The organism is Lysobacter sp. Soil_N_51, from assembly GCF_057655755.1.
In genome coordinates, this window is the sequence record NZ_JBDGLR010000005.1 from 117,629 (window position 1) to 143,499 (window position 25,871).

Annotated in this window: 22 protein-coding genes and 1 pseudogene; 14 read left to right on the top strand and 9 right to left on the bottom strand. The window is 66.4% G+C overall.

Going from position 1 to position 25,871, the window contains the following annotated elements:
- Positions 1 to 108 precede the first annotated feature (108 nt).
- The 3 genes from AC3A4T_RS10195 (at position 109) to AC3A4T_RS10205 (ending at position 3,952) form a co-directional block, all read left to right on the top strand.
- Positions 109 to 2,262: an adenosylcobalamin-dependent ribonucleoside-diphosphate reductase gene (locus AC3A4T_RS10195; protein ID WP_487675288.1), complete on the top strand. Its 2,154-nt coding sequence runs from the start codon at positions 109 to 111 to the stop codon at positions 2,260 to 2,262.
- 243 nt (positions 2,263 to 2,505) lie between these two features.
- Entirely contained in the window at positions 2,506 to 3,021 is a 516-nt protein-coding gene (locus AC3A4T_RS10200) for a hypothetical protein (protein ID WP_487675289.1), read from the top strand.
- 142 nt (positions 3,022 to 3,163) lie between these two features.
- Entirely contained in the window at positions 3,164 to 3,952 is a 789-nt protein-coding gene (locus tag AC3A4T_RS10205) for a TSCPD domain-containing protein (protein WP_056106350.1), read from the top strand.
- A gap of 185 nt (positions 3,953 to 4,137) precedes the next feature.
- Here AC3A4T_RS10205 and AC3A4T_RS10210 read toward each other — a convergent pair whose 3' ends face one another.
- The gene (locus tag AC3A4T_RS10210; RefSeq protein WP_487675290.1) at positions 4,138 to 4,368 is read right to left on the bottom strand and encodes a hypothetical protein; all 231 of its coding nucleotides are present in this window, start codon (positions 4,366 to 4,368) and stop codon (positions 4,138 to 4,140) included.
- Between the two features lie 697 nt (positions 4,369 to 5,065).
- The gene (locus AC3A4T_RS10215; RefSeq protein WP_487675291.1) at positions 5,066 to 5,407 is read right to left on the bottom strand and encodes a putative Na+/H+ antiporter; all 342 of its coding nucleotides are present in this window, start codon (positions 5,405 to 5,407) and stop codon (positions 5,066 to 5,068) included.
- 167 nt (positions 5,408 to 5,574) lie between these two features.
- On the opposite strand from AC3A4T_RS10215, the gene AC3A4T_RS10220 reads away from it, so the two are divergent.
- The 3 genes from AC3A4T_RS10220 to AC3A4T_RS10230 all read left to right on the top strand — a co-directional run bounded on the left by AC3A4T_RS10220 (position 5,575) and on the right by AC3A4T_RS10230 (position 8,811).
- Entirely contained in the window at positions 5,575 to 6,168 is a 594-nt protein-coding gene (locus tag AC3A4T_RS10220) for an RNA polymerase sigma factor (protein ID WP_487675292.1), read from the top strand.
- Complete coding sequence (locus AC3A4T_RS10225) at positions 6,165 to 6,533, top strand: DUF6768 family protein (RefSeq protein WP_487675293.1); 369 nt, start codon at positions 6,165 to 6,167, stop codon at positions 6,531 to 6,533. Before AC3A4T_RS10220 ends, AC3A4T_RS10225 begins: the two co-directional genes overlap by 4 nt.
- Before the next feature lie 1,018 nt (positions 6,534 to 7,551).
- Positions 7,552 to 8,811 carry a delta-60 repeat domain-containing protein gene (locus tag AC3A4T_RS10230; protein WP_487675294.1) on the top strand — a complete coding sequence of 420 codons (1,260 nt, stop codon included), beginning with the start codon at positions 7,552 to 7,554 and terminating at the stop codon, positions 8,809 to 8,811.
- A gap of 241 nt (positions 8,812 to 9,052) precedes the next feature.
- Here AC3A4T_RS10230 and AC3A4T_RS10235 read toward each other — a convergent pair whose 3' ends face one another.
- Both AC3A4T_RS10235 and AC3A4T_RS10240 read right to left on the bottom strand, forming a co-directional pair.
- A complete protein-coding gene (locus AC3A4T_RS10235) occupies positions 9,053 to 9,826 on the bottom strand; it encodes a hypothetical protein (protein ID WP_487675295.1) in 774 nt (257 codons plus the stop codon).
- Positions 9,823 to 10,557: an RNA polymerase sigma factor gene (locus AC3A4T_RS10240; RefSeq protein ID WP_487675296.1), complete on the bottom strand. Its 735-nt coding sequence runs from the start codon at positions 10,555 to 10,557 to the stop codon at positions 9,823 to 9,825. The genes AC3A4T_RS10235 and AC3A4T_RS10240 overlap by 4 nt, the downstream gene beginning before the upstream one ends.
- A 52-nt stretch (positions 10,558 to 10,609) precedes the next feature.
- On the opposite strand from AC3A4T_RS10240, the gene AC3A4T_RS10245 reads away from it, so the two are divergent.
- Positions 10,610 to 11,782, top strand: coding sequence for a serine hydrolase domain-containing protein (locus AC3A4T_RS10245; RefSeq protein ID WP_487675591.1), 1,173 nt, complete (start codon positions 10,610 to 10,612; stop codon positions 11,780 to 11,782).
- Between the two features lie 204 nt (positions 11,783 to 11,986).
- Positions 11,987 to 12,364, top strand: a complete 378-nt coding sequence (locus AC3A4T_RS10250; protein ID WP_487675297.1) for a hypothetical protein — start codon at positions 11,987 to 11,989, stop codon at positions 12,362 to 12,364.
- A gap of 21 nt (positions 12,365 to 12,385) precedes the next feature.
- Here the strand turns inward: AC3A4T_RS10250 and AC3A4T_RS10255 are convergent, their stop codons facing one another.
- Both AC3A4T_RS10255 and AC3A4T_RS10260 read right to left on the bottom strand, forming a co-directional pair.
- Complete coding sequence (locus tag AC3A4T_RS10255) at positions 12,386 to 12,754, bottom strand: FAD-dependent oxidoreductase (protein ID WP_487675298.1); 369 nt, start codon at positions 12,752 to 12,754, stop codon at positions 12,386 to 12,388.
- On the bottom strand, positions 12,751 to 13,557 hold the full coding sequence (locus AC3A4T_RS10260) for a DUF72 domain-containing protein (RefSeq protein ID WP_487675299.1): 807 nt from the start codon (positions 13,555 to 13,557) through the stop codon (positions 12,751 to 12,753). Before AC3A4T_RS10260 ends, AC3A4T_RS10255 begins: the two co-directional genes overlap by 4 nt.
- An 89-nt stretch (positions 13,558 to 13,646) precedes the next feature.
- Between AC3A4T_RS10260 and AC3A4T_RS10265 the strand changes: the two genes are divergently transcribed.
- From AC3A4T_RS10265 to AC3A4T_RS10285, 5 genes are all read left to right on the top strand, one after another.
- Positions 13,647 to 14,384, top strand: coding sequence for a DNA-formamidopyrimidine glycosylase family protein (locus AC3A4T_RS10265; RefSeq protein ID WP_487675300.1), 738 nt, complete (start codon positions 13,647 to 13,649; stop codon positions 14,382 to 14,384).
- A 271-nt stretch (positions 14,385 to 14,655) separates the two neighbouring features.
- Positions 14,656 to 16,470, top strand: coding sequence for a sensor histidine kinase (locus AC3A4T_RS10270; protein WP_487675301.1), 1,815 nt, complete (start codon positions 14,656 to 14,658; stop codon positions 16,468 to 16,470).
- Positions 16,463 to 16,909: a response regulator gene (locus tag AC3A4T_RS10275; RefSeq protein WP_056106326.1), complete on the top strand. Its 447-nt coding sequence runs from the start codon at positions 16,463 to 16,465 to the stop codon at positions 16,907 to 16,909. The genes AC3A4T_RS10270 and AC3A4T_RS10275 overlap by 8 nt, the downstream gene beginning before the upstream one ends.
- 7 nt (positions 16,910 to 16,916) lie before the next feature.
- The gene (locus AC3A4T_RS10280; RefSeq protein ID WP_487675302.1) at positions 16,917 to 17,318 is read left to right on the top strand and encodes a response regulator; all 402 of its coding nucleotides are present in this window, start codon (positions 16,917 to 16,919) and stop codon (positions 17,316 to 17,318) included.
- A 146-nt stretch (positions 17,319 to 17,464) separates the two neighbouring features.
- Positions 17,465 to 20,104: an excinuclease ABC subunit UvrA gene (locus AC3A4T_RS10285; protein WP_487675303.1), complete on the top strand. Its 2,640-nt coding sequence runs from the start codon at positions 17,465 to 17,467 to the stop codon at positions 20,102 to 20,104.
- 80 nt (positions 20,105 to 20,184) lie between these two features.
- On the opposite strand, the gene AC3A4T_RS10290 is transcribed toward AC3A4T_RS10285, so the two are convergent.
- The gene (locus AC3A4T_RS10290) at positions 20,185 to 21,798 is read right to left on the bottom strand and encodes an ATP-dependent DNA ligase (RefSeq protein ID WP_487675304.1); all 1,614 of its coding nucleotides are present in this window, start codon (positions 21,796 to 21,798) and stop codon (positions 20,185 to 20,187) included.
- Positions 21,795 to 22,793 carry a ligase-associated DNA damage response exonuclease gene (locus AC3A4T_RS10295; RefSeq protein WP_487675305.1) on the bottom strand — a complete coding sequence of 333 codons (999 nt, stop codon included), beginning with the start codon at positions 22,791 to 22,793 and terminating at the stop codon, positions 21,795 to 21,797. Before AC3A4T_RS10295 ends, AC3A4T_RS10290 begins: the two co-directional genes overlap by 4 nt.
- Positions 22,794 to 23,151: 358 nt before the next feature.
- Between AC3A4T_RS10295 and AC3A4T_RS10300 the strand changes: the two are divergent.
- A pseudogene (locus AC3A4T_RS10300) lies at positions 23,152 to 23,595 on the top strand (PA2169 family four-helix-bundle protein); the annotation flags it as partial.
- 136 nt (positions 23,596 to 23,731) lie between these two features.
- Here the strand turns inward: AC3A4T_RS10300 and AC3A4T_RS10305 are convergent.
- Complete coding sequence (locus AC3A4T_RS10305; protein ID WP_487675306.1) at positions 23,732 to 25,831, bottom strand: NHL repeat-containing protein; 2,100 nt, start codon at positions 25,829 to 25,831, stop codon at positions 23,732 to 23,734.
- Positions 25,832 to 25,871 lie beyond the last annotated feature (40 nt).

Here is a 25,871-nt window from a genome sequence, read left to right on the forward strand (position 1 = left end):
ACCTTCCGAAGCAACTCAGATTCACCCCGATTACCCGTTCAAAAAAGAAACCACCGGCGGCGGGCGCAACCCAACGGCCCGCCGCCAATAGAAGGAGATGAAACAGGCATGAGCAGCGTGCGCCTCGAGGCGGTGAAGAACCCGGCGGCAGAGCAGGACATGGCCCTGCAGCCCGCGTCCCAGGACATCTGGGACAAGAAGTACCGCCTCAAGACCAAGAACGGCGAGGCCGTGGATGCCGATATCGACGGCACCTACCTGCGAGTCGCCCGCGCTCTGGCCGACGCCGAGCCCAATGCCGAGAAGCAGCAGTACTGGTACGAGCGTTTCGCCTGGGCCTTGCGCCGCGGCGCGATCCCGGCCGGCCGCATCACCTCCAATGCCGGCGCCTTGGAACACAAGCCCGCCACCTCGACGATCAACTGCACCGTTTCGGGCACGATCGAAGACTCGATGGACGGCATCCTCGAGAAAGTCCACGAAGCCGGCCTGACCCTCAAGGCGGGTTGCGGCATCGGTTACGAATTCAGCACCCTGCGGCCGCGCGGCGCGTTTGTCGCCGGCGCCGGGGCGTACACCTCCGGTCCGATGTCCTTCATGGATATCTACGACAAGATGTGCTTCACCGTGTCCTCGGCCGGCGGCCGTCGCGGCGCCCAGATGGGCACCTTCGACGTCAGCCACCCGGACGTGAAGGATTTCATCCGCGCCAAGCGCGAAGACGGCCGCCTGCGCCAGTTCAACCTGTCGCTGCTGATCACCGACGGCTTCATGGACGCGGTCAAGACCGATGCCGACTGGCCGCTGGTGTTCCCGGTCAACATCAAGGAACGCGAGGACGTCGACCTCGAAGACGCCGCCCAGGTGGTGTGGCGCGACTGGCCGACCACGCGCAACTACATCTCGCGCGAAGACGGCCTGGTCGCCTGCAAGATCTACGGCCACATCCGCGCGCGGCACCTGTGGGACATGATCATGGTCTCGACGTACGACTACGCCGAGCCCGGATTCATCCTGATCGACCGCGTCAACGAGATGAACAACAACTGGTGGTGCGAGACCATCCGCGCGACCAACCCCTGCGGCGAGCAGCCGCTGCCGCCGTACGGCGCCTGTCTGCTCGGGTCGGTCAACCTGACCAAGTTCGTGCGCAACGCCTTCACCGACCGGGCCGAGTTCGACTGGGAGGAATACAAGGAAGTCGTGCGCGTGTTCACCCGCATGCTCGACAACGTGGTCGAAGTGAACGGCCTGCCGTTGCAGCAGCAGCGCGACGAGATCATGCGCAAGCGCCGTCACGGCATGGGCTTTCTCGGCCTGGGCAGCACCGTGACCATGCTGCGGATGAAGTACGGCTCCAAGGCTTCGTGCGAATTCACCGACCGCATCGCCCGCGAAATGGCCGTGGCCGGCTGGGAAATGGGCCTGGCGCTGGCCAAGGAGAAGGGCGCCGCCCCGATCATGGAAGAGCGCTTCGCCGTGACCGCCGAGATGCTGCGCAAGCGTCCGGAGATGAAGGCCGATGGCTGGAAGATCGGCCAGGAAATCCCCGGCAAGGTTCTGCACGCCAAGTACTCGCGCTACATGCAGCGGGTGGCCGAAGTCGCGCCCGAACTGGTCGAGGAACTGGCCGACGTCGGCAGCCGCTTCACCCACCACAGCTCGATCGCGCCGACCGGCACCATCTCGCTGTCGCTGGCCAACAACGCCTCCAACGGCATCGAGCCCTCGTTCGCCCATCACTACAGCCGCAACGTGATCCGCGAAGGCAAGAAGTCCAAGGAAAAGGTCGACGTCTACTCGTTCGAGCTGCTGGCCTACCGCGAACTGATCAACCCCAAGGCGATGCCGTTCAGCGAGGAAGCCGAGGCCAAGCTGCCCGACTACTTCATTTCCGCCGACGACATCACCCCGAAGGAACACGTCGACGTCCAGGCCGCCGCGCAGAAGTGGGTCGACAGCTCGATTTCCAAGACCGCGAACGTCCCCACGGATTACCCGTACGAGGACTTCAAGGACATCTACCGCTACGCCCACGAGCAAGGCCTCAAGGGCTGCACCACCTTCCGCTTCAACCCGGCCGCGTTCCAGGGCGTGCTGGTGAAGGAAGCCGACCTCGAGAACACCACCTACCGCTTCGAGCTCGAAGACGGCAGCGTGATCGAGGTCAAGGGCAACGAACAGATCGAATACGACGGCGAAATGCACACCGCCGCGAACCTGTTCGATGCGCTCAAGGAAGGCTATTACGGCAAGTTCTGAGGCCGCCGCGGCCGCGCGCCCGCCAGAGCGGGTCGCGCGTCCGGGCGTCGCTCGACGCCATTGCGGTCGCAGGCAACACCCTCGCGGTCGCGGATTTTCAGCTCGAATCACTCTCGCGCGCAGCGAACCGACGAGCGGCCACTGTCTAGCCGCGCGCAGCAGGTATAGCATCGCTCCGGTAACACCCCCGATTGCAAGTAACGCTCACGTACCGCGATTAAGAACGCCCATCAGGAGGGCATCATGAGCAACGGAAATGGAGTGACGGCGACCCTGACCCAGGCTGCCGAGAACGTGAAAGAAACCGCATCCAACCTCGGCAGCGCGATCGCCACCCGGGCCGAGGAAGCCGTGGCCTCGGTCAAGAAGACCGCGACCAAGGCCCGCAAGGCCGCCAAGAAAGCCGTCGGCACGGCGAAGAAGAAGCTCGCCACCGCCAGCGCCAAGGCCAAGAAGGAAGCCACCGCGCTGAAGGACAAGGCCACCGGCAAGAAGGCGGCGAAGAAGGCCGCCAAGAAGGCCGCGCCGAAGAAAGCCGCCAAGAAAGCCGCGAAGAAGGCGGTCAAGTCGGCCAAGAAAGCCGTCAAAGCCGTGAAGAAGACCGCGAAGAAGGCGGCCAAGAAAGTCGCGACCAAGAAAGCCGCGACCAAGAAGGCGCCCGCCAAGAAAGCGGTGAAGAAGGCCGCCGCCAAGAAGGCGACCAAGAAGGCGCCTGCGAAGAAGGCCGCCAAGAAAGCCGCGAAGAAAGCAGCCAAGTAAACCGGCCGCGATCGTCCCTCCCTCTCCCGCCAGCGGGAGAGGGCTGGGGTGAGGGCAGTGGCCGCGTCTCGCGCCGCATCGCCCCGCAAGTCCCGCACCACCCGCACACGAACAAGCACCGCCGCAATCAGGAGTCGGGCCCATGGCCGTCAAGATCGAACAGAAAATCAAGGGCTACAGCGTCATCAGCCAGGAAGACAAGGCCAAGGACGCCCGCGCCGCCGAAGCCGCCGCCGCCGCGCGCAACGCGCCGGTCGAACTGCCGGTCGCCGACGTCATCCAGATGCACGAGCGCATCGAGCGCCCCGAGATCCTGATCGGCTCGACCTACAAGATCAAATCGCCGCTGTTCGAGCACGCGCTGTACGTCACCATCAACGACATCGTGCTCAACGCCGGCACCGAACACGAATCGCGCCGTCCGTTCGAGATCTTCATCAACTCCAAGAACATGGACCACTTCCAGTGGATCGTGGCGCTCACGCGCATCATGTCGGCGGTGTTCCGCAAGGGCGGCGACGTGACCTTCCTGGTCGACGAGATGAAGGCCGTGTTCGACCCGCGCGGCGGCTACTTCAAGGCCGGCGGCGTGTACATGCCCTCCTTGGTGGCCGAAATGGGCGCCATCGTCGAGGACCATCTCAAGTCGATCGGCATGATCCACGACCCGGAAATGAGCGATTCCCAGCGCGCGCTGATCGCCGAGAAGCGCGCCGCCTACGAACAGCGCGGTTCAAAAAAAAACTCTGAGGTAACTGCGTCGGCCTCGATCACCGTGATCGAGCCGCGCGTCGAGGACGTCAGCGTCACCGGCGACGGCGCCTCGTTCCCGCCCTCGGCCACGGTCTGCCACAAGTGCAGCACCAAGGCGCTGGTGCTGATGGACGGCTGCGCGACCTGCTTGAACTGCGGCTATTCCAAATGCGGTTGAGGCGGTGATGGGGTAGCGCGAAGTGGCCATGCGCGAGCCCCCATATGCCGCGACGTGAGCGCCGATACGTCGCGACCACGGGTGCCCATAAGCGGCGACTTGGCCGGATCGCACGCACTGGGGCTCTTCGGAGCCCCTTTTTCTTTACCGGCGAGCGGCATCGAGGGATCTCTTTGCGCCGAGCGTCACCAACGCCTATGCGGCGGCCGGTTGCGGGCGCCGTCCAAGGGGCGTTCGGCATTCCAGCCCGGAATCACGCCAGGACGAGCTTGCTCGACGCGGAACCGTTTCGCGGTGGTGCACTCGGTCTCTCGGGCGGCGACGTTCTCCAGGGCCCGGACCGCCACGTCCACGCCGTCGGTTCGCATGTCGAACATCAGGGAGCGCGCGATGCGCGCTGTCGCCGAAATGCGCATGCGGGTTGGCCGCCACCTTGGCGTCGAGCGCTGTCTGCGGCATTCCAGGCGACGAGATCGACTTGCCGATGAACTCGGTACCGATCGTTGCCGATTCCGGTCGCGCACATCTATTTCGCCAAGCCCGGGGACTACCGCAAAGCGACGCAGCGCATCTGGCACAGCCCGGAAGCGGCCAGTTCGGTGTCGTTGCCCGTGTACTGACGGCGCATTCGGTTGCAACAACCGGAACCGGGGCCGTGTCCAACCGAGGGGTTCACTCCTTCGGATTTCGCCAACCCGTGCCGCGGCACGAACAGGGACGCGCCGTGGACACGGTGGAATGCAGCGGCGAATTTGCTGACGGTCGTGTATCCGGCGCACATGGCGACCTGTGTAACGCTGCGGCCGTCGCCACCGCCGCCGTTCTGTCTTGCCTTTCCCCGGCCCATGCCCGGCAGGCGACCAGCCTCGACGGTGCGGTGGTTACCGGGTCCAAGCGCGACACTCCCCTATCTCAAAAGCGATCTGTCCGTGACCGTGCTTGACCGCGAAGCGCTCAAGCAAGCGGACGTGACCGAGTTCCGCGACCTCGACAGGCTGGCTCCCAACGTGAAGTTCAACGCGATGGGCCAGCTCAGTGACATGTACATCTCCGTCCGCGGCATCGAGTCCAGCCCGTTGCGCTCAACGGCGGGCGACGGCCGGATGCCTTCACCTACATCAACGATGCCCCGAAACGCACGGAGAAGGACGGGACAGTGGCCGGCGTCAGCGCGCGGTGGCCACTGCATGCAGGCACTCTGGATGTCGCTGTTTCCAGGACACACAGGGGCTCGGTGTAATTCCGCGATTCCACGCAGGTGGTGGCCACGTCCGCACTGTTGAGTGCAGCCAGCATCAGGACGATTGCCCAGAGCCCGAAGACGACGTCCACCTCGCCCGGCAGGTGCAGGAACCCGGCGTGCTTGAGGACCCGGTGCACAGGGCGTTCGAGCGGCTTGGCAGCGAACGTATGAAGAATGGCGAGGCCGAAGATCGCCGCAGCGATGATTTCCAAAAAGGTGCGGGCTGCCTAGGGGCATAGTCGAAGCCGCGTGGCGGCCAGACCGACGCTGATCCTGCCCGCTAGGCAGGTATCCGGCCAAGTCTGGCGGCGCCGTCGAAGCTCCTCTAGCGGCCTTGTCTTGAACCCGGGATTGAACCGATCGCCCAGTTGCGCGCACCTTGTATATAACCGAAGCGGAAGTGTGGCGGCAGGCGGTGAAACGAAACAGCGAGCGCATCTTCGATGAGTACTTGGCGGCCGCCGCTGTGAACGGCGACCGCGAGGCGCTTGCCCGACTTATATCGCGCTGGCAGCCAAGGCTGCTGCGCCATGCTTGGCGCCTGCTCGGCGACGCCGAGCGCGCCAAGGACATGGTGCAGGAGGCATGGGTCGAAATCTTGCGCGGCATCGCGCGGTTGGACGACGTCGCAGCGTTTCCGGCCTGGGCGTTCCGGATCGTCACGCGGCGTTGCCAGCGCGAGTTCGGTCGCCAGAACCACGAGTCGCTTGAACACGACGACGGTACTCCGGCGTGGGACGCACCCGCTCCCGAACACGAGTCGGGCGAGTTCCGTGCCGAGTTGTCGGCGGTAATGGACGCGATCTCCAAACTACCCAGTCCTCAACGCGCAGCGTTGGCCCTGTTCTATCTGGAAGACCTCAGCGTGGCGGAGATCGCGATCGCCACCGACGTTCCACCGGGAACGGTAAAGACCCGGCTCATGCATGCGCGGAACAAGGTCCGCGCGATCCTGGAAGGAGATCCCTCATGAACAACATCGACGACCTCATCGGCAAGGCACTCACCGAGGAAGACCGTGCCCTCCTTGCCAGCCATGCCGAGCCGGGCTATCTGACCCAGGCATTTGGGATTTTCCGCGGTCCCATGGCCGGCATCTTGTGGCTGGTGAATATCGCCGGCGGCGTGGCGTTCCTCGCGGGTGCCTACGCGATCTGGCAGATGTTCGCGACATCGGACGCGCTGATCGCAGTGCGCTGGGGCGTGGGCGCGTTGTTCCTGTTTCAGATCACCACGCTGTGCAAGACTTTCATGGGCGCGCGAATGGAAACGAATCGCGCTCTGCGCGAGATCAAGCGCCTTGAGCTGCAGGTGTCGCTGCTGCGTGAGTCGAAGTGAGCGCACGCCTATCGGAAGCGACAGTCAGGCCCCGCCCTGACTGTCCGCTTCTGGCCAGACGCTGCCGCTAAATCGGACAGGACGATACCAGGGCGCCATCCACGACGTGTTGGTCTCCAGTGGAGTCTGGTCTGCTCTGCGGAACCGGCGTCTTTTGAGGCCTTGCGAAAGCGGACCTGGCGCCATGTGGCGGCCGTTCGGCAGTACGCGCCATGGCCACCTCTGTCGCAGTCCGTCGTTTTACTTAGTCGACTGCCAGCCCCTTACGGGAGATCCCGCACATGCGCGAGCGCCGTGAAGGCGTTACGTCGCCACCCACAAGTTTGCGATTACCTGAAAGGGGCTTTCCGGAGCCTCTTTCTTTTTGATATCGGGTTCTGCTCAACGCGGAACGTGGTGTTTGCGCAAGTTCCGGCTTCGGCGTTCGCATGCCCTGGATAGCTCATGTCCGCGGAACGTCGCAACGACGGAGACTTGCCCGGCGCACAATTGGCACAAGGGTAGCGCTGATTGTCTGCGCGGAGTCTGGAGCCAGCTCAATACCTAACGCATGAGCATGTGCCGGATCGAGACAGGGCCATGAGCGACGCTGTTTCGGTGCATACGGATGGGTGACTACGGGGCGGTCATCGAACAGCAGCGATTGGTTGAAGCCGAAACTTGTCGCAGGGGAACTACGACGTGTACCGATCTGCCTGTTCGCCCGAGCGTGGCGAGGTCGATGAGTGTCTCCATGTCTCCGGCTCCGCCAACGGCGTCGTACATCGTCAAACACTCCCCCGAATACGCCGACAGGCCGGTCGCCACGAACGGCTCGTCAGCGCGATAGATCGCTCAGGCCACGCCGCACGGCTGCTTACGCGATAGCTGTAATCACGCACGGATACCTTTCACAAGCGACGCCACCTCGCAATCGTCTTCAAGACCTTGCGCACCAGCACACCGCCGCTGCACAGCGGGCGGCGGTGAATCGAATCCCGGAATGGATTCAACCACCTCCAACAAGGAGAAGCCATCAGTGACCAGCAACACGATGAAGGTATCGTTCGGCATCGCCATCAGCGCTCTCGGCGCATTCGCAACGCTCGCCCAGGCCGCATCGCTGGACCCCGCGTTCGGTTCGGCGGGCATCGCTTCCACCGCATTCGGCGGTTACGGTGCCGCCGCCCGGGTCGTCATCCAGGCCGACGGACGGATCGTCACCGCCGGCCAGACCGCGCTCGGCGAGTTCGCGCTGGCGCGTTATACGACCAGTGGCGCGCTGGATACGAGCTTCAATGGCGCCGGCAAGGTCACCACCACGCCCTCGGGCAGCTGCTCGGGACAGGCGCGCGCACTCGCCCTGCAGGCCGATGGCAAGATCGTCGTTGCAGGCACCTCGTGCCCGAACTTCACCTCCACCCGCAACTTCACCGTCTATCGCTATAACACGGATGGTTCGTTGGACACGAGCTTCGGCAGCGCGGGCAAGGCGACCGTCAATTTCTACGTGGGCGCTTCGGAAGCCAACGCCATTGCCGTACAGGGCAGCTCGATCTGGGTCGCGGGCTATGCGGGTTCGGGCTTCGCGCTGGCGCGGCTGACCAGCGGCGGGACTCTGGATTACAGCTTCGGCGGCGGTACCGGCACCGTCACCTCGTCGGTCGGCACCGGTTCGGCCTTCGCCAACAGCCTGGTCATCCAGGCCGACGGCAAACCGGTGTTGGCCGGTTATGCGTCGAGCACCGGCACCGTATTCGCGTTGACGCGTTACACCACCAGCGGCGCGCTGGACGCCACGTTCGGTAGCGGCGGTAAGGTACTGACGAACGTGGCCGGCACGGCCGCCGGCAACGCCGCCATCGCCACCTCGCTGGCGATTCAAAGCGACGGCAACCTCGTCGCCGCCGGTTACGCGAAAAGCACGAGCGCCGGGCCCTATCGGTTCGCCGCGGTCCGTTACACGAGCACCGGCGCGCTGGACAGCTACTTTGGATCGGGCACCGGCAAGGTCGTTACCGCCATCGGCAGCGGCGATGCGATCGGCGGCGACGTCGCCATCGACGCCAGCGGCGGAATCATCGTCGGCGGCTATTCCAACGCGGGCAGCTACCGCCAGTTGACCTTGAATCGCTACGACTCGTTCGGCAATCAGGACGCGAGCTTCGGGCCTGTCGTCACCACCGTCGGCAGCGCGAATGCCGCGGTTCAAGGGCTCGCCATCCAGAGCGACGGCAAGATCGTCGTGGCGGGTTATGGCAACTCGCCGTCGGCTTTCGTTTTGGCGCGTTACCAATAAGCTGACGCGCGAGGTCGCCAGCTTCAACGGCGGCATCGGAAAAGTCCCCTCTCACCCGCCGCGGTGGGAGGGGTTTTCGCTTTCCTTTTATCGGCTAGTTCGTTGCGAGTGAAAATCCGCAACGGCGCTGCGTAATTGAAAGGCTCCTTCGGGAGCCTCTTTTGTGTCCGCGATCTTGTCGTCGTCAGCTGCGAAGGCCTGCGCCGCCGGCCGAGGCAAGCGCAGGCATCGTCGCGACGAATTACTCGCGATCGGGCTCGACCCGCGCGTAACCCGGCGGCGGATCGCTGCTCAGGCGCCCGGGCGCGACCGGCCCGTCGAGGGTGAAGCGGTAGTCGATTTCCAGCCCCGCGCCGCCGTGCTGCCGCATCGCCAGGGGCAGGCCGCTGGAGTCTGCCCAGATATCCATGTCGATGCCCTGCAGTCGCAACGACCAGCCTTGCGCGCGCTGTCCGTCGATCATCCGGCTCTCCTTTAGCGGCGTGGCCTTGCCCTCGAAATTGCGCAACTCGTCGAGCCATTGCAACGTGTCCTGCGGCGCGATCTTGCCCTTCGGCAGCGCGGTCAGCATCGCCTGCCTGGGCGCGTGCAGCAGGGTCAGCACGCGTCCACGCGGCGGGTCGACGATGATGCTGAGCTGATCGCCCACGTCGGTGCGCATCACGCCGTGCGCATCGACCAGGGTGCGCGAGGTCTGGATCACCTGGCCCTGCGCGCGCTGGGTGACATTCATTTCCAGATGGACGAAACGGCGCAGATGGTCCTGCACCGCGGCGAAGGCATCGCCGCCGCCGGACAGCATCGGCACGCTCATCACCACCACGACCAGCAGCGCGGCGAGCGCGGACGCGGCGATCCAGCGCGGCGCCTGCAAGCGGCGCGGGCGGGCCTGATTGCGCAGTCGCTGCGTCAGTCGTTGCTGCGCGCGTTCGACCGCATCGGTGGGAACCGCATCGGCTTCGCGGACCCGCTGCGCGAGCGGGGCGGACAGTTCGTGATCGAATCGCTGGTTCATGGGGCGACCTCCACGGCGGCTTCGCCGAGTTGCGTTTCCAGCCTGCGCCGCGCGCGGTGCAGGACGACGTTGACGTTGTTTTCGCTGAGCGCCAGGGAGCGCGCGATCTCGCCGATCTCCATGCACTGCAGATAGCGAAGACTGAAACACTGCGCTTCGCGCTTGGGCAGCTTCGCCAGCGCCAGACGCAGGCGCTGACTGCGTTCGCGTTCCTCGCCGGCCTGTTCCGCCGATGCGGCCGCGAGTGGCTGCTGCGCGCGCCACATCGGCACGACCCGCCACCAGCGCTGGCGGCGGCGCAACACGTCGATGGCCGTGCGTACCGCCGAGGCGGATAGATACGCCGGCCACGACCCGACCTGCGCCGGATTGCTTTCGATCAGTTTCAGGAACACATCCTGCTGCACGTCCTCGGCCAGCGACGCGTCGCCGAGCACGCGGTAGGCGGCCTTGAACACCAGTGGCCCGTATTGCTGGGCCAGCCATTCGGGAGACGGCGCGGATTCGGTCATCGGCGGGGTCCAGGTGATGCCGGCGGGTCTGTGGATCCTGGCAAGCGGGTTGATCCGGGCAAGCATGGCATAGGGGTCTGTGCTGGGAGTTCGACCAGAAAGACGCGCCGGGCCGGCCAAACTTACATCGATCAGCCGATGCGGCCAGATTGGGCGATCGATGTAAGTTTGGCCGGCCCGGCGCGTCATAGCGGTCGACACCCCAGGAGAAAACGCCATGTCGTCCGCCGCCTCGCTGTCGCGTTCCGCCTTGTTTCCGTTCGATGCCCGCATGCCGGCGTGGCTGCGCTCGCTCGCCGCCGCTGGATTGTTGGTGTTGCTGGCCGCCGGTCCGGCCATCGCGCGCGTTCCCGACACCGACGCTCTGGACGCACAAGCCGCCAGCGCGATGGCCGCCACCGGCACGCGCGGTCTCGCCATCGCGATCGTCGACCGCGGTCGCGTCGTGCGGGTCCGCAGCTATGGCAGCCGCAACGCGCAGGGCCAGCCGCTGCGGACCGACACGGTGATGTACGGCGCGTCGCTGACCAAGGCCGCGTTCGCCTATTTCGTCGCGCAACTGGTCGACGAAGGCCGGCTCGATCTGGATAAGCCGATCGCGGGCTATCTCGATCGGCCGCTGCCGGACTATCCCGATGAAGACCGCTACGCGCCGTGGTCGACGCTGGCCGGCGACGAACGCTGGCGCAAGCTGACCGCGCGCCATCTGCTGACCCACAGCCCGGGCTTCGCCAATTTCTTCTTCGACGAAGCCGACGAAAAACTGCGGTTCCATTTCGACCCGGGCACGCGTTACGGCTATTCCGGCGACGGCCTGATCCTGCTGCAGTTCGTGATCGAGCGCGGGCTCGGCATCGATGTCGGCGAAGCGATGCGCGAGCGCGTGTTCGAACCGCTGGGCATGCGCGACACCAGCATGATCTGGCAACCGCGCTTCGCCGCGAACCTCGCCGATGGCTGGCGCGCCGACGGCTTGGCCGAGCCCCACGACGAACGCAGCCGGGTGCGCGCGGCCGGATCGATGGACACCAGCATCGACGACATGGCGCGCTTCGCCGCTGGCCTGGTGCGCGGCGCCGGCCTGTCGAAGCGGATGCGCGCGGAACTGGCGAAGCCGCAATTGCCGATCACCACACGCAGTCAGTTCCCGTCCCTGCAAGCCGAACTGCCGGCGGCGCAGCGGCGCGCGGATCTGGCCGCCGGCCTGGGCGTGATCGCGTTCCGCGGCGCGCAGGGCGCCGGTTTCATGAAGGGCGGTCACAACGACTCGACCGCCAACACCCTGGTCTGCGTCGAGCGCGGCCAGCGTTGCGTGGTGATCCTGTCCAACGATGTGCGCGCCGAGCCCGCGTTTCCCAAATTGGTCGAATTCGTGCTCGGCGAGACCGGCGCGCCATGGGGTTGGGAGTACGGCGATATGAAGTTTTGGGATGGGATGCGTTGAGATCGCGATGGGTCCGCGCAGCCTTGCGCGCGCGCGGGCCATCGCGCCAATGCCCGCTCGCGCTCAGTGCGGGGCAGGCGCGCCGACCGCGTCGTTTCGTGAACCATTCATCGCCAAGCGCCCAATCGCGCACATAGCCGCCGCATCGTCACAGCGACAGCACAGGCCTCAGGCACTGTGCGAACTCGATTCCCGGAGTTGCCCATGTCGCCCACGCCCACTCGTTCGTCCGATCAACTCGCCTCCATCGCCCAGGCCGCGCCGTGGGTGATCGCCCAGCGGCTGATGGAGACCGCGCAGGGCGGCTATCCGCCGTCGGCGCGCACGCAGCGCGAATGGAACCGGATGGTGTCGGAGAAATCCGCCGCGGCCATGCAGGGCTGGTGGGCGATGGCCGGCGCGGCCTGGATGGCGCCGTGGAGCCTGTCGGCGTGGAGCGCGTGGATGCCCGGCGCGACGCCGTGGCAGCAGTGGAGCGGCTTGTTCGCCACCGGCGATCGCATCCTCGCCGAAGGCCTCAAGCCGGTGGCGCGCACGGTCAAGGCCAATCGCAGTCGCTTGGCGCGACGCAAGCCGCGCTGAGCGTCGCCGCGGCCTCGATCGTCATTTGACCGAGGCCGCGCCGCGCGGCACGAACGGCAATGCGTTATGCAGATGGGTGGCCGCGATCGCGGCCTGGCCCACCGCCACCGAGATCCGGTTCAAGCCGCTGACCATGTCGCCGATCGCGTACAGGCCGGGGATGCGCGTGCGTTGATGCGCGTCGACCACGGTTTCACCGGGACGTTCGACCCCGGCCCCGGCGCAGGCGACCCGCGGATGCTCGGCTTCGACGCCGAGGAACGGGTACAGCGTGTCGAGTACGATATGGCCCGGTTCCGCGGGCCTGCGACGGCTTTCACCCGCAATGTTCCGGCTGTCGCGAAGAAGGAGTCGGCGTAAGCATCGAGCGCGCGGCGCCGCCGCGTTCAAGCGCCGGTCGCGCGACGGCCGATCGGAACGGTCGCCGCGCGATGCGCGGCCAGCAGCGATTGCAGGCTGCGCGCATCGCCGATCGCGTGCCCAGCCGCGGTGTTGTCGAAGATCGCCCAGGTCTCGCCAGCGTCCGCCGCGGTCGCGATCTGCCCGGCCAACGCGGCCAGGGCCGAAGGGGCGTACGCGCTGTAGTACATCTTCGGCGAGCCATGCCATCGCCAGTAACGCCACGAGCCATCGCCGCCGGGCACGCGCGCGTCCTCGCTGAGCGCCGGGTCGGCGCCGACCCGGCCGATCGCGTGGTTGCGCAGCAACTCCGTCGCCGCCGGCGCGAACCAGCTCGCATGCCGCGGTTCGCATACACAGCCGCCGTTCCAGCGCGCGCGCAGCATGCGGAAAAACGTCGCGGCCGTGCGCGCGTCGAAGGCCAGACTTGGCGGCAGCTGCAGCAATAACCCGCCCAGCTTCGCGCCCAGCCCGGTGACTGCTTCGATGAACGGTTCAAGCAGCGGGCCGGTGCGATGCAGGCGGGCCTCGTGCGAAATGCTCTTGGGCAGCTTGGCCGAAAAACGGAAATCGGCCGGCACGCTGGCGGCCCAGCGTTCGTAGGTCTTGCGCTGATGCGGACGGTAGAACGAGGAATTGATCTCGACCGCATCGAACACCGTGGCGTAACGCGCGAGCATGCTGTCGCCCGCGCCGAACGCGTCGCGATGCGCGGCGGAGATCGACCAGCCCGCGCAGCCGATGCGAACGCGCGCGGCTTGTACGGAAGATGACTCGTTCATTCGTGCAGGCATTGCTCGTGTCGTCATGAGTCGCGAGCATCGCACGACGATCGCGCGTCAGCGTTGACGCATCGCTAACCTTGCGCGCCGATACTGCGGTCATGCCTGAAGGCCCGACGATCGTCATTCTCAAGGAAGAAGCCGCCGCCTTCGAAGGACGCGAAGTGATGAGCGTGGCCGGCAACTGTGCGCAGGACATCCAGCGCATGCGCGGTCAGGCCATCGTTGCCTTGCGCACCTGGGGCAAGCATTTCCTGATCGAATTCGAAGGCTTCGCGCTGCGCATCCACCTGATGCTGTTCGGCAGCTATCGCGTCAACGAGCAGCGGCCGACCGCGCCGCGAGTGAGCCTGCGCTTCGCCCTCGGCGAGGAACTCAATTTCTACAATTGCTCGGTCAAGTTCATCGAAGGGCCGCTGGACGAGGCCTACGACTGGAGCGGCGATGTGATGAACCCGGCCTGGGACCCGAAGGCGGCGCGCAAGAAACTCAAGCTGCGTCCGAATGAGCTGGCCGCCGACGCCTTGCTGGATCAGAACGTATTCGCCGGGGTCGGCAACATCATCAAGAACGAAGTCCTGCACCGCATCGGCGTGCACCCGCTGAGCACGGTCGGCGCGTTGCCGCCGCGCGAACTCGGCGAGCTGATCGCGCAGGCCCGCGACTACAGTTTCGATTTCTATCGCTGGAAGAAGGCATCCGAGCTCAAGCGGCATTACCAGGTGCACACCAAGACCCATTGCCCTCGCGACGGCGCGCGTCTGAGTTACTGCAAGCACCTGGGCCGGTTCAAGCGGCGCGCGTTCTTTTGCGAGGTCTGCCAGAAACGCTACGGCTGAGGCCGTCGCGGCTGGCGTCCCGCCACGACTCGGGACTGACCGATCTCGCCCGTCGCGGCCGCTTCCGACCCCGTTGATGTAACGCCGCAGCATCAAACCTGCGCGAGGTCGCATCGCGACGCTGAACCTTTCAGCCTGGGCCGCCGATTGTGCCGACGGTGTGCCATGACACCCAGCCTATTGCACACAACCGGCCTCGACGCGATGATGCGGCCTGCCTCGGGAGCGTATGGCCGCGCGGTGCGACCTCACCCAGACGGCCTTCCTACTCATGCCCTTACGCTCCGTCGACCGACTTTCGCCGTTCTGGCAGGCCACCGGGCTGGCGATCGTCATCGTGCTCATCGTGGTCGCGCCGGCCTGGGTGCTGTTGCAGGCCAACCAGTCCGCGGCGGAAGCCTCCGACTGGGTCCAGCACACCCTCGAAGTCGACGCCCGCGCCCAGGCCCTGGGCCAGAACATCCGCGACGTCGAGGCGGCCTCGCTGGCGTTGGCGGCCGGCGTCCCGCGCAGCGAGGGTTTCGACAAGCGCATCGCCGACGCCCGCGCCGGCGTGATCGAGGAACTGCGGGCCCTGCAGCGGCTGACCCAGGACAACCCCGGCCAGCAATTGCGCCTGGGCGAATTGCGCGGGCAGGTGCGACTGCGACTGCAATCGATGCACGACATCGCCCAGCCGCATGCCCAGCCGCTGCCGGCGGAACGAATCAGCCAGGCGGTGACCCAATATCCGGTGGGCGTGTTGATCGCCGCGCTGATCAAGCAAGAACGCGACCTGCTGGCGCAGCGCCAGACCCAGTACGAACAGCGCATCCGCCTGACTGAACTGACCCGCTGGGGCGCGGTGCTCGCGCAGATCCTGGTGCTCGCCGCGATCAGCTTCTTCGCCTTGCGCCAGATGCGCCGGCGCTTGACCGCCGAGCGCGACGCGCAGACCGCGAGCGCTTACGCCTCGGTGGTGCTCGATACCGTGCGCGAGCCGATCGCGGTGGTCGATCGCGAGCTGCGCGTGGTCCTGGCCAATATCGCCTTCGGCGAGCTGTACGGCATGCGCGACGAGCCCGGCGAGCGGCAGAAGCTGACCGAACTCAGCGGCGGCGCCTGGGCCGACGAGGAAACCACGCGCCGGCTGGCCGAAGTGCTCAACCGCGGCCGCGAGCTGTGGGACTACGAGCGCGAGCAGATCACCCACGACGGCGTACGCCGGGTCATGATGATCAACGCGCGCCGCATGCCGCTGCCGGAAACCGAAGAAAACACGGTGATGATCACCGCCAGCGACATCAGCGCCCGTCGCGCCGGCGAGAACCGCATCCACGAACTCAACCGCCAGCTCGAGGGCAAGGTCGAGCAGATCTCCGATGTCAACCGCGAGCTGGAGGCCTTCAGCTACTCGGTCTCGCACGACCTGCGCGCGCCGCTGCGCCATACCGCCGGCTTCGCCGACAAGCTGCAGCGTCACCTGGGCGAGGCCGCCGACGAAAAGTCGCGCCACTACCTGCAGGTGATCTCCAACTCGGCCAAGCGCATGTCGGACCTGATCGACGACCTGCTGGTGTACTCGCGCCTGGGCCGCAGCGCGATGCGCCTGCAGGCGGTGGACATGCAGTCGCTGGTGCAGGAGACGCGCTCCATGCTCGACGCCAATGCGCGCATGGATCAGCCCGGCCGCGAGATCCAATGGAAGCTCGCCGCGCTGCCGATCGTGGTCGGCGACGAGAACATGCTGCGCCAAGTCTGGCTCAACCTGCTGGGCAACGCGGTCAAGTACAGCGTGCACAGCCAGCCCTCGATCATCGAGGTCGAGCATCGCTACGACGAAGAACGCAACCATCACTTCAGCGTGCGCGACAACGGCGCCGGCTTCGACATGGCCTTCGCCGGCAAGCTGTTCGGCGTGTTCCAGCGCCTGCATTCGGCCAGCGAATTCACCGGCACCGGCATCGGCCTGGCCAGCGTGCGCCGGGTGCTGACCCGCCACAACGGCCGGATCTGGGCCGAAAGCCAGCCGGGCGAGGGCGCCACCTTCCATTTCATCCTTCCTTCCAACGCCGAACTCGCCAGGGGACCTTCGGGCCATGACTGACATCCGCACCATCCTGCTCGCCGAAGACAGCCCCTACGACGCCGAAATGGCCATCGATGCGCTGCGCGAGGCCAACCTGATCAATCCGATCGTGCACGTCACCGATGGCGTGGAGGCGCTGGACTACCTGTTCCGCCGCGGCAAATACGCCGATCGCGGCGAGGGCGACCCCTCGGTGCTGCTGCTCGACATCAAGATGCCGCGCATGGACGGCCTGGAAGTGCTCGAAGCCTTGCGCCAGGACGAAAAGCTGCGCCAGTTGCCGGTGGTGATCCTGTCGTCTTCGCGCGAGGAAGCCGATCTGGTGCGCAGTTGGGATCTGGGCGTGAATGCCTACGTGGTCAAGCCGGTCGACGTGGACCAGTTCTTCGAGGCGGTGCGCACGCTCGGAAAGTTCTGGGCGGTGATCAACGAACCGCCGTTCAAGGCGCAAGGTTGAGCGAGCCGTGACCTGGCGCCTGCTGTTCGTCGACGATGTCGCCGAGGACGTCGAACTGGCGACCTTGGAGCTCGGCCGCTGGCCCGAGCCATGGGTCAGTCGCCGGGTCGACAGCGAGCCGCAATTGCGCGCGGCCCTGGCCGAGTTCGCGCCGCACATCGTGTTGTGCGACCTCAATCTGCCCGGTTTCGACGGCGAGGTTGCGCGCGCGATCGTGCGCGCGCAGGCGCCTGCCAGCTTGTTCGTGTTCCTGACCGGCGCCACCGCCGACGCGACCGAACACCTGGACGAAACGGTATGGGACAAGAACCGGCTGGAGCTGCTGCCGATGCAGTTGCAGACCCTGATCGACGAGCGCGGGCGGCGCGCGCCGACTGATGCCGCAGCCGATCAGGCCGAAACCGATTAAGCCACAGCCGATCAAGCCGAAGCCGATCCGCCCCAGCTGCCGGTCTCTCGAGGCCCGCTCGACGCCGGCCAAGCGCCGCGCGCTGCATGTCCGGCTAACACCGGCTCGCGCACAATAGCCGCCGATATACGTTCTTCGGCTGGCCCATGGCAAACAAACCCACTCGAGCAGATCCCCGCTTCGGCGCGTACGTCAGCGTGCGCGGCGCGCGCGAACACAACCTCAAGGACATCGACGTCGATATCCCGCGCGACGCGCTGGTGGTGTTCAGCGGCGTGTCGGGCTCGGGAAAATCCTCGCTGGCGTTCGGCACCTTGTTCGCCGAGGCGCAGCGCCGCTATCTGGAATCGCTGTCGCCGTATGCGCGGCGCCTGATCGATCAGGTCGGCGTGCCCGACGTGGATGCGATCGACGGCCTGCCGCCGGCGGTGGCGCTGCAACAGCAGCGCGGCACCCCGAACGTCCGCTCGACCGTCGGCAGCGTGACCACGCTGTCGAGCCTGCTGCGCATGCTGTACTCGCGCGCCGGCACCTATCCGCCCAAGCAGCCGATGCTGTACGCCGAGGATTTCTCGCCGAACACCCCGCAAGGCGCTTGCCCGAATTGCCACGGCCTGGGCTACGTGTACGAAGTCACCGAACGCGCGATGGTGCCCGACCCGTCGCTGAGCATCCGCGATCGCGCGATCGCCTCGTGGCCGCCGGCCTGGCACGGACAGAACCTGCGCGACATCCTGGTCACCCTGGGCTACGACGTCGACGTGCCCTGGCGCGATCTGCCGAAGAAGGACCGCGACTGGATCCTGTACACCGAAGAACAACCGGTCGCGCCGGTGTATGCCGGCTTCACTCCCGCGCAGACCCGCGCCGCGCTGCGCCGCAAGGCCGAGCCGAGCTACATGGGCACCTTCACCGGCGCCCGCCGCTACGTGCTGCACACCTTCGCCACCACCCAAAGCGCGTTGATGAAAAAACGCGTGGCGCGCTTCATGAGCGGCGCGCCGTGTCCGGTCTGCGACGGCCGCCGCCTGAAGCGCGAAGCGCTGTCGGTGAGCTTCGCCGGTCTCGACATCGGCAGCCTGTCGCGGCTGTCGCTCAACCGCATCGCCGAGGTGCTGGCGCCGGCCGCGAACGGGCGCTTCGATGCGCCGACCAAGGCATCCACGCGCAGTCGCGCGGCCAGCGTCCAGGACACCGCCAAGCGCGTCGCCGCGGGCGGATCGGCGCATGCCGGCGGCACCGACGTGCGCCGCACGCCGGACCTGTCGGAAGAAAAACGCATCGCCGCGCAACGCATCGCCCACGATCTGGTCGAGCGCATCGCGACCTTGCAGGCATTGGGCCTGGGCTATCTGGCCATGGACCGGACCACGCCGACCCTGTCGCCGGGCGAACTGCAACGGCTGCGTCTGGCGACCCAGATCCGTTCCAACCTGTTCGGTGTGGTCTACGTGCTGGACGAGCCATCCGCCGGCCTGCATCCGGCCGACAGCGAAGCGCTGCATCGCGCGCTGGATCAACTCAAGGATGCCGGCAATTCGGTGTTCGTGGTCGAACACGACCTGGACATGATGCGGCGCGCCGACTGGCTGGTCGACGTGGGCCCCGACGCCGGCCAGAACGGCGGACAGATTCTCTACAGCGGCCCGCCCGACGGCCTGCGCACGATCGCCGCGTCGCACACCGCGCGTTATCTGTTCGCCGCCGACGGTGCCGATGCGAAGCGCGCGCGAACGCCGCGCTCGCCGAGCGGCTGGCTGGAACTGCGCGGCCTGCGTCGCAACAACCTGCACGGCCTGGATGCGCGCTTTCCGCTGGGTGTGTTCACCGCCGTCACCGGCGTGTCGGGCTCGGGCAAATCCAGTCTGGTCAGCCAGGCCTTGGTCGAACTGGTCGGCGATCATCTCGGCCACGAGCCGCCGGTGGAAGAATCCGAGACCGGCGAACCGCAGCCCAGCGAAATCGCCAAGACCGCCGGACGCATCCACGGCGGCGCCGATGCGATCAAGCGGCTGGTCAATGTCGACCAGAAACCGATCGGCCGCACGCCGCGCTCGAATCTCGCGACCTACACCGGTTTGTTCGATCACGTGCGCAAACTTTTCGCGAACACCGCGCTGGCCAAGTCGCGCCGCTACAACGCCGGCCGGTTCTCGTTCAACGTCGCGCAGGGGCGCTGCGAGACCTGCGAAGGCGAGGGCTTCGTCCAGGTCGAATTGCTGTTCATGCCGACCGTGTACGCGCCGTGCCCGACCTGCCACGGCAGCCGCTACAACGCGAAGACCCTGGAGGTGCTGTTGAACGGCCGCAGCATCGCCGAGGTACTGGCGATGACGGTCGACGAGGCGCTGGCGTTCTTCGCCGACGAAGACGCGGTGCGGCGTCCGCTGACGTTATTGCGCGACATCGGCCTGGGCTATCTGCGTCTGGGCCAACCGGCGACCGAACTGTCCGGCGGCGAAGCCCAGCGCATCAAGCTGGCGACCGAGTTGCAGCGCAGCCAGCACGGCAATAGCCTGTATGTGCTCGACGAGCCGACGACCGGACTGCATCCGGCCGATGTCGACAAACTGATGGCGCAACTGCATGGCCTGGTCGATGCCGGCAACACGGTGATCGTGGTCGAACACGAAATGCGCGTGGTCGCCGACAGCGATTGGGTGATCGATGTCGGGCCGGGCGCGGGCGAAGACGGCGGCGCGATCGTCGCCAGCGGCACGCCGCAACAGGTCGCTCGCGTCAAGGCGAGTCGGACCGCGCCGTACCTGCGGCGGGTGTTGGGCTGAGTCGCATGCTTGCGCGCAGCAGGACGTTCAATCTGACGGTTTGATGATCGCCGCGCGGCAACGTGAAGCCGCGTCGCGACTTACGGCGCGAGCGCCTTCAGCGTCTCGATCCGATCGGCCTGCTCGACGGTCTTGTCCTGACGCCATCGCAGAATCCGCGGAAAGCGCACGGCGATCCCCGACTTGTGCCGGCTCGATCGATTGACCGCTTCGAAGCCGAGTTCGAACACGTGCAGCGGCGTCACCGAGCGCACCGGGCCGAAGCGTTCGAGCGTGTTGGCGCGGATCCAGCGGTCCAGTTGCAGAATTTCCTGATCGTCCAGGCCCGAGTAGGCCTTGGCGATCGGCACCAGCGCATCGCCGTCCCACAGCGCGAAGGTGTAGTCGGTGTACAAGGTGCTGCGGCGGCCGCTGCCGGCCTGCGCGTACACCAGCACCGCATCGATGGTCAGCGGATCGATCTTCCACTTCCACCAATCGCCGCGGCGTCGACCGACCTGATAAGTCGAGTCGCGACGCTTAAGCATCAATCCCTCGACGCCGCGTTCGCGCGCCTGTTCGCGCATTGCCGCGGCCTGCGTCCAGTCTTCCGCGTCGACTCGCGCGGACAGCACGATCGCCGGATCGGCATGCGCCGTCAGCAGCGTCGCCAGGGCGGCGCGGCGTTCGTGCAGCGGCCGCGGCCGCCAATCCTCGCCGTCCAGTTCCAGCAAGTCGTAAGCGAGCATGCGCGCCGGCGTGTCGGCCAGAATCTTCGGCCCCGGCTTGCGGCGCTGAATCCGGGTCTGCAAGGCGGCGAACGGCAGCGGCTGCGCGTCGCCGCCGCCGCGCCAGCCGAGCAGTTCGCCGTCGAGCACGCAATCGCGCGGCAGGCGTCGCGCCGCCGCTTCGATCTCCGGAAAGCGCCCGTCCAGGCGTTCCTCGCCGCGCGACCACAGCAACGACTGGCCCTGGCGATGGATCAGCTGCAGACGGATGCCGTCCCATTTCCATTCCAGCAACCAGTCCTCGATCGGCCCCAGCGCTTGAGTCGGCGGCGCATCGTCCTTCGATTCCAGCGGCGAGGCGAGAAAGAACGGATACGGCTGCTGCCGGTCCTGCGCGGTGGTTTCCTTCGCCAGCAATTGCTGCACGAATTCGGGCGAAGGCTGCCATGCGCCGAGCATGCGTTGCGCGATCAGCGCGATATCCACGCCGGACCATTGCGCCAGCGCCTGCTGCACCAGCCGTTGCGACACGCCCACGCGCAGGGCGCCGGTCAGCAGTTTGTTGAACACGAAACGTTGCTCGGCCTGCAATCCGCGCCAACCGGCGACCACCGCTTCGCGACGCGTCGCCGGGTCGACGCCGCTCAACGGCGCGAGCTGCAGTTCGATCCAGTCGTGCAGCGGCCGGTCCACGGCTGCGGCGGCATCGGGTTCGTCGAGCAACAGGCCGAGGGTTTCGGCCAGGTCGCCGACCTGATCGTAGCTGTCGTCGATCAGCCAGCCGGGCAGTCCGGTTTCCTGCGCCACCCATTCGCGCAATTCGCGCTGGTTCGCGATCTTGCCGAGCTTGTGGCCCGACAGCAGCCACAGGCCCCAGGCCAGATCGCGCGGCGCGGCGGCGGCGAAGTAATCGATCAGCGCGGCGCGCTTGTCCGAGGTCGCAGTGCTGCGATCGAGTTCGCGGAACAGGGCGGCGAAGCGTTTCATGCCTGCTCGCCCTGCATGCCGGTATCGAAGCGATCCACCGTCAGACCGCGTTCGGCGAGCACGCGCAACAGCGCCTCCGAGCGCCCGTGATGGGCGATCACCCGTTCGGCGCGGCTGGCGTCGATGGTCTGCAGCAACGCGGGCCAATCGGCGTGATCGGAAATGACGAAGCCGCGATCGAAGTTGCGCCGGCGCCGATTGCCGCGGATGCGCATCCAGCCCGACGCGAACCCGGTCTGCACGCGGCGGAACCGGCGCATCCACGCCGAACCCGCGGCCGACGGCGGCGCCAGCACCAGTTCGCCGGCCCATTCGTCGCGTGACCTCGTATCCGCCACCAGTTCGGTATCGGCCATGGCCACGCCGGCCTGCCGGTAGACCTCCACGCCCGAGGCGATCGCGCCATGCACCCACACCGGTCGCGAGGCGTGCTTCGCAAGTTCCGCCAGAATGCGCTGCGCCTTGCCCAGCGCATAACAGAACAACACCGCCGTCTCCCCGCGCGCGGCGCAGTGCTCGCGCCACTCGACGATCTCGGCCGCGACCTGCGCGGCGTCCGGCCATCGATAGATCGGCAGGGCGAAGGTCGACTCGGTGACGAAGGTCGAACACGGCACCGGTTCGAACGCGCTGCAGGTCGGATCGTGCTGGCGCTTGTAATCGCCGGACACCACCCAGACTTGGTCGCCGTGTTCGATGCGCACCTGCGCCGAACCCAGCACGTGCCCGGCCGGATGCAGGGATACGCGCACGCGTCCGAGTTCGAAGGCTTCGCCATAGGCATGGCTTCGATACGCCTGCTCGCCCAATCGCCAGCGCAGGATCGGCAGGCCTTCTTCGCTGCCGTGATACACGCCCATGCCGACGCGCGCATGGTCGGCGTGGCCGTGAGTGACGACCGCGGTGGCGACCGGTTGCCAAGGGTCGATGTAGAAATCGCCGAGCGGGCAATACAGGCCGTGCGGACGAACCACGATCAAATCATCAGGCTGCATGCGCCAGGTCCGACGATTGGGTGGCGCCACTGTGCAAAACGCGTCGTGACGGGATCGTCATATCGCTCTCGGTTGCGGCTGTATCGAAGCGAATCGCGGTTCATCCGCGCGATCAATACGAATCGCGATCGTCGCGCAGATCAACGCAGCGTGAGTTGGCGCGCGAATCCAGAATATGAATTATTCAGCGCATGCGATTGTATGAATCGTTGCGTGCAAGGATCACGAGGTCTTAATGAGCGATGCGAAATAGTCCATGGCACCGGCGCACATCGCCGGCTCATTACGAGCAATCATCCCCACACGGCCAGCGCTACACGACTTTGCTGGTCAGCCAGGAGCTTCAATGAATACCTAGACCAAGACCGCACATACCCTCAACGACCTGATCGAAATCGCGCGCGACGGCAAGGACTTCTACACCGAAGCGGCGCAGAAGGTGAAAGATGCCGAACTGTCCGCGCTGTTCGTGCACATCGCCGGCGTCAAGGGCGACATCGTCACCAGCCTGAGCTCGGCCGTGGTCGCCGTAGGCGGCAAGCCGGCCGAGCACGGCACCTTCGTTGGCTCGATGCAGCAGTTCTACGGCAAGGTACGCGCGACCCTCGGCGACACCCAGTACGGCTATGTGGCCGAACTGGAAGAATCGGAAGATCGTCTGCTCAAGGCTTTCAACGAGACCTTGTCCGACAGCGACACCCCGCCGGCCGCGCGCGTCGAAGTCGAACGCCTGCTGCCGCAGGTGCGCGAATGCCATCAGATCATGAGCACCCGCAAGCACGCGCTGAAAGCCGCGTCCTGATCGATTCGAAGATCGCGTCGAGCCGTGGGCTCGAATAACGATCGAACCTGCTGCGTCGAACACGCGGCACGATAGCTAAACACAGCCCCGTCGACGACGACGGGGCTTTTTCATGCCTGCACTTAAGCGTGAACGATCAACGCAAACGAATCGCCAGATCGCGCCCCGCGCTCGCCTCGTTGCCGCTGTAATCGCGCGCGCTGATGCGCAAGGTGTAATCGCCCGCCGGCAGTTCGCTGGGCAGCCACAGGCCGGTGGCGACCTTGCCGTTGCGCACGGTGTTGGTCAGCACGTAGCGGAAGCGGGTGATCGCACTGCCGTGGACGGTGATGCCGCTGTCGGCGGCGTACAGCACCTTGGTCGCATCGTCGGGCGGTTTGCGGTCGAACTCGATGTTCATGCGCGGCTGTTCGTACCCGGCCAGCGGTTTGCCGGCGGCGTCGAGCCATTGATAGCCCAGCGTGTACAGACCGAGCCGGCGCCGCGCCAGATTGTCGTCGACCTGATCCCAGGCTTCGACCACGATCTGCACGCCCGGTTGCCCGCGCGACACCACGAGCCGGCCCTGTTCTTTCTGCGCGAGCGGCTGTTCCAGCGAATCGAGCAACTGGATGCGCTCGATCCGCGGCGGGTAATGATCGGCGTAACCGGTGAAGCCCAAGGTCACCGCATTGCGCTCGTAACCGTTCGAACCCAGCGCCAGATGCACATGCGCCATCGGATTGATGGTGCCGAGCACGTCGCCGGCCTTGAAGCGGGTGCCGCGGCGCAGGCGCATGCGTTCGATCTTGCCGTCGTCGCCGACGATCGGCTGGAACCGCGCCGGATCGATCGGTTCGCCCTTGCCGTTGCGGCCCACGCGCATGTGGATGTAGCTGATCGTATCCAGCGACGCGCCTTCGCCGAGGCTGCCGTAGCCCCAGGCACTCGACGGATTGCTGGTCTTGGCATCGGCGATGGCGAGCACCTGCTGGCCGATGTCGCCGCGGATGTCGAAGCCGCCATGCAGATGGTGGCGGCTTTCGCCGCGGCCGTCGCCACGCACTTCGCCCAGGGTGCCGACGACTTCGTGCCACCCGTCCTGTGGATGCAGCGGCCAACGTCCGGCGGTGAACGGCAATGGGTCCAGCGGCGATGGGCCTGCCACGGTGACGATGGGTTGCGCCGCGGCCGGGGCAACGCGATGCACGCGATAGCTGCCGGCATCGGTGAGATAGATCGCACCGTCGGCGTCGAGCGTCATCGCCGCGGGCAGCGACAGGCGCTGCTCCTGCGCGTTGCCGGTCAGCGCCACCCAATTGCCGTCGGCGCGGATCTGCACCACCAATCCCGTCGACATGTCGCCGACATACATCAAGCCGTCGTGGGTGATCGCCAGCGCGGTCGGGCGCGCCAGCGGATTCTTGCCTTCGACCGTCGGCAACAGGTTCAAGGTGCTGACATCGCCATCGGGTTCGACCCGGCGGATCGCGCGGTTGCGGGTGTCGGCGACCCAGACGATGCCTTGCGCGTCGATCGCCAGCGCGGTCGGCGTATCGAAACGCGCGATCGCCGCCGCGCCGTCGCTGTTGCCAGGCGCTCCACCGGCGAGCGTGCCGACGGTGCCGTCGGGTTCGATCACCCGGATGCGATCGTTGTACGTGTCGGCGACGAACACGCGCCCGGCCTGAGACACCGCGATCCCGATCGGCCCGTTGAACTGCGCCTGCGCACCGGGGCCGTCGCGATAACCCGCCACGCCGGTTCCGGCCAACGTGCTGACCACGCCCTGCGGCGAAATCTTGCGGATCGCGTGATTGCCGGTGTCGGCGACATACAGATTGCCGAGGCTGTCGAGCGCCAACCCGGACGGCGTATTGAACGCGGCCTTCGTGCCCGCGCCATCGGCGAAGCCTTCGATCGAACCGGCCACGGTGGCGACGCTGCCGTCGGCGCGGATCAGGCGGATCAGATTGTTGTCGCCGGCATCGGCGACATACAAGGTGCCGTTGCCGCTGCGCGCCAGTCCGTAAGGATCGGCGAAGCGCGCCTGCGCCGCGGTCGCGTTGCGCAGGCCGCGCACGCCGTCGCCGGCGATGAGTTCGAGTTGCGCGTTCCAGCCGAACGCGGTCGGCGCGGGCGCGGGCTTGGCCGCGTTCAACAAGGCGCGCGGTGCGCCGGGTTCAATCACGAAGGTCGCAGCGAGCGCCGCGGCGGTCAGGCCGATCGCGGCCCAGATCCAGGAAGTGCGGTTCATTCAAATCCTTGCGACGCGGCCCGCATGAGACGGGCGAGGC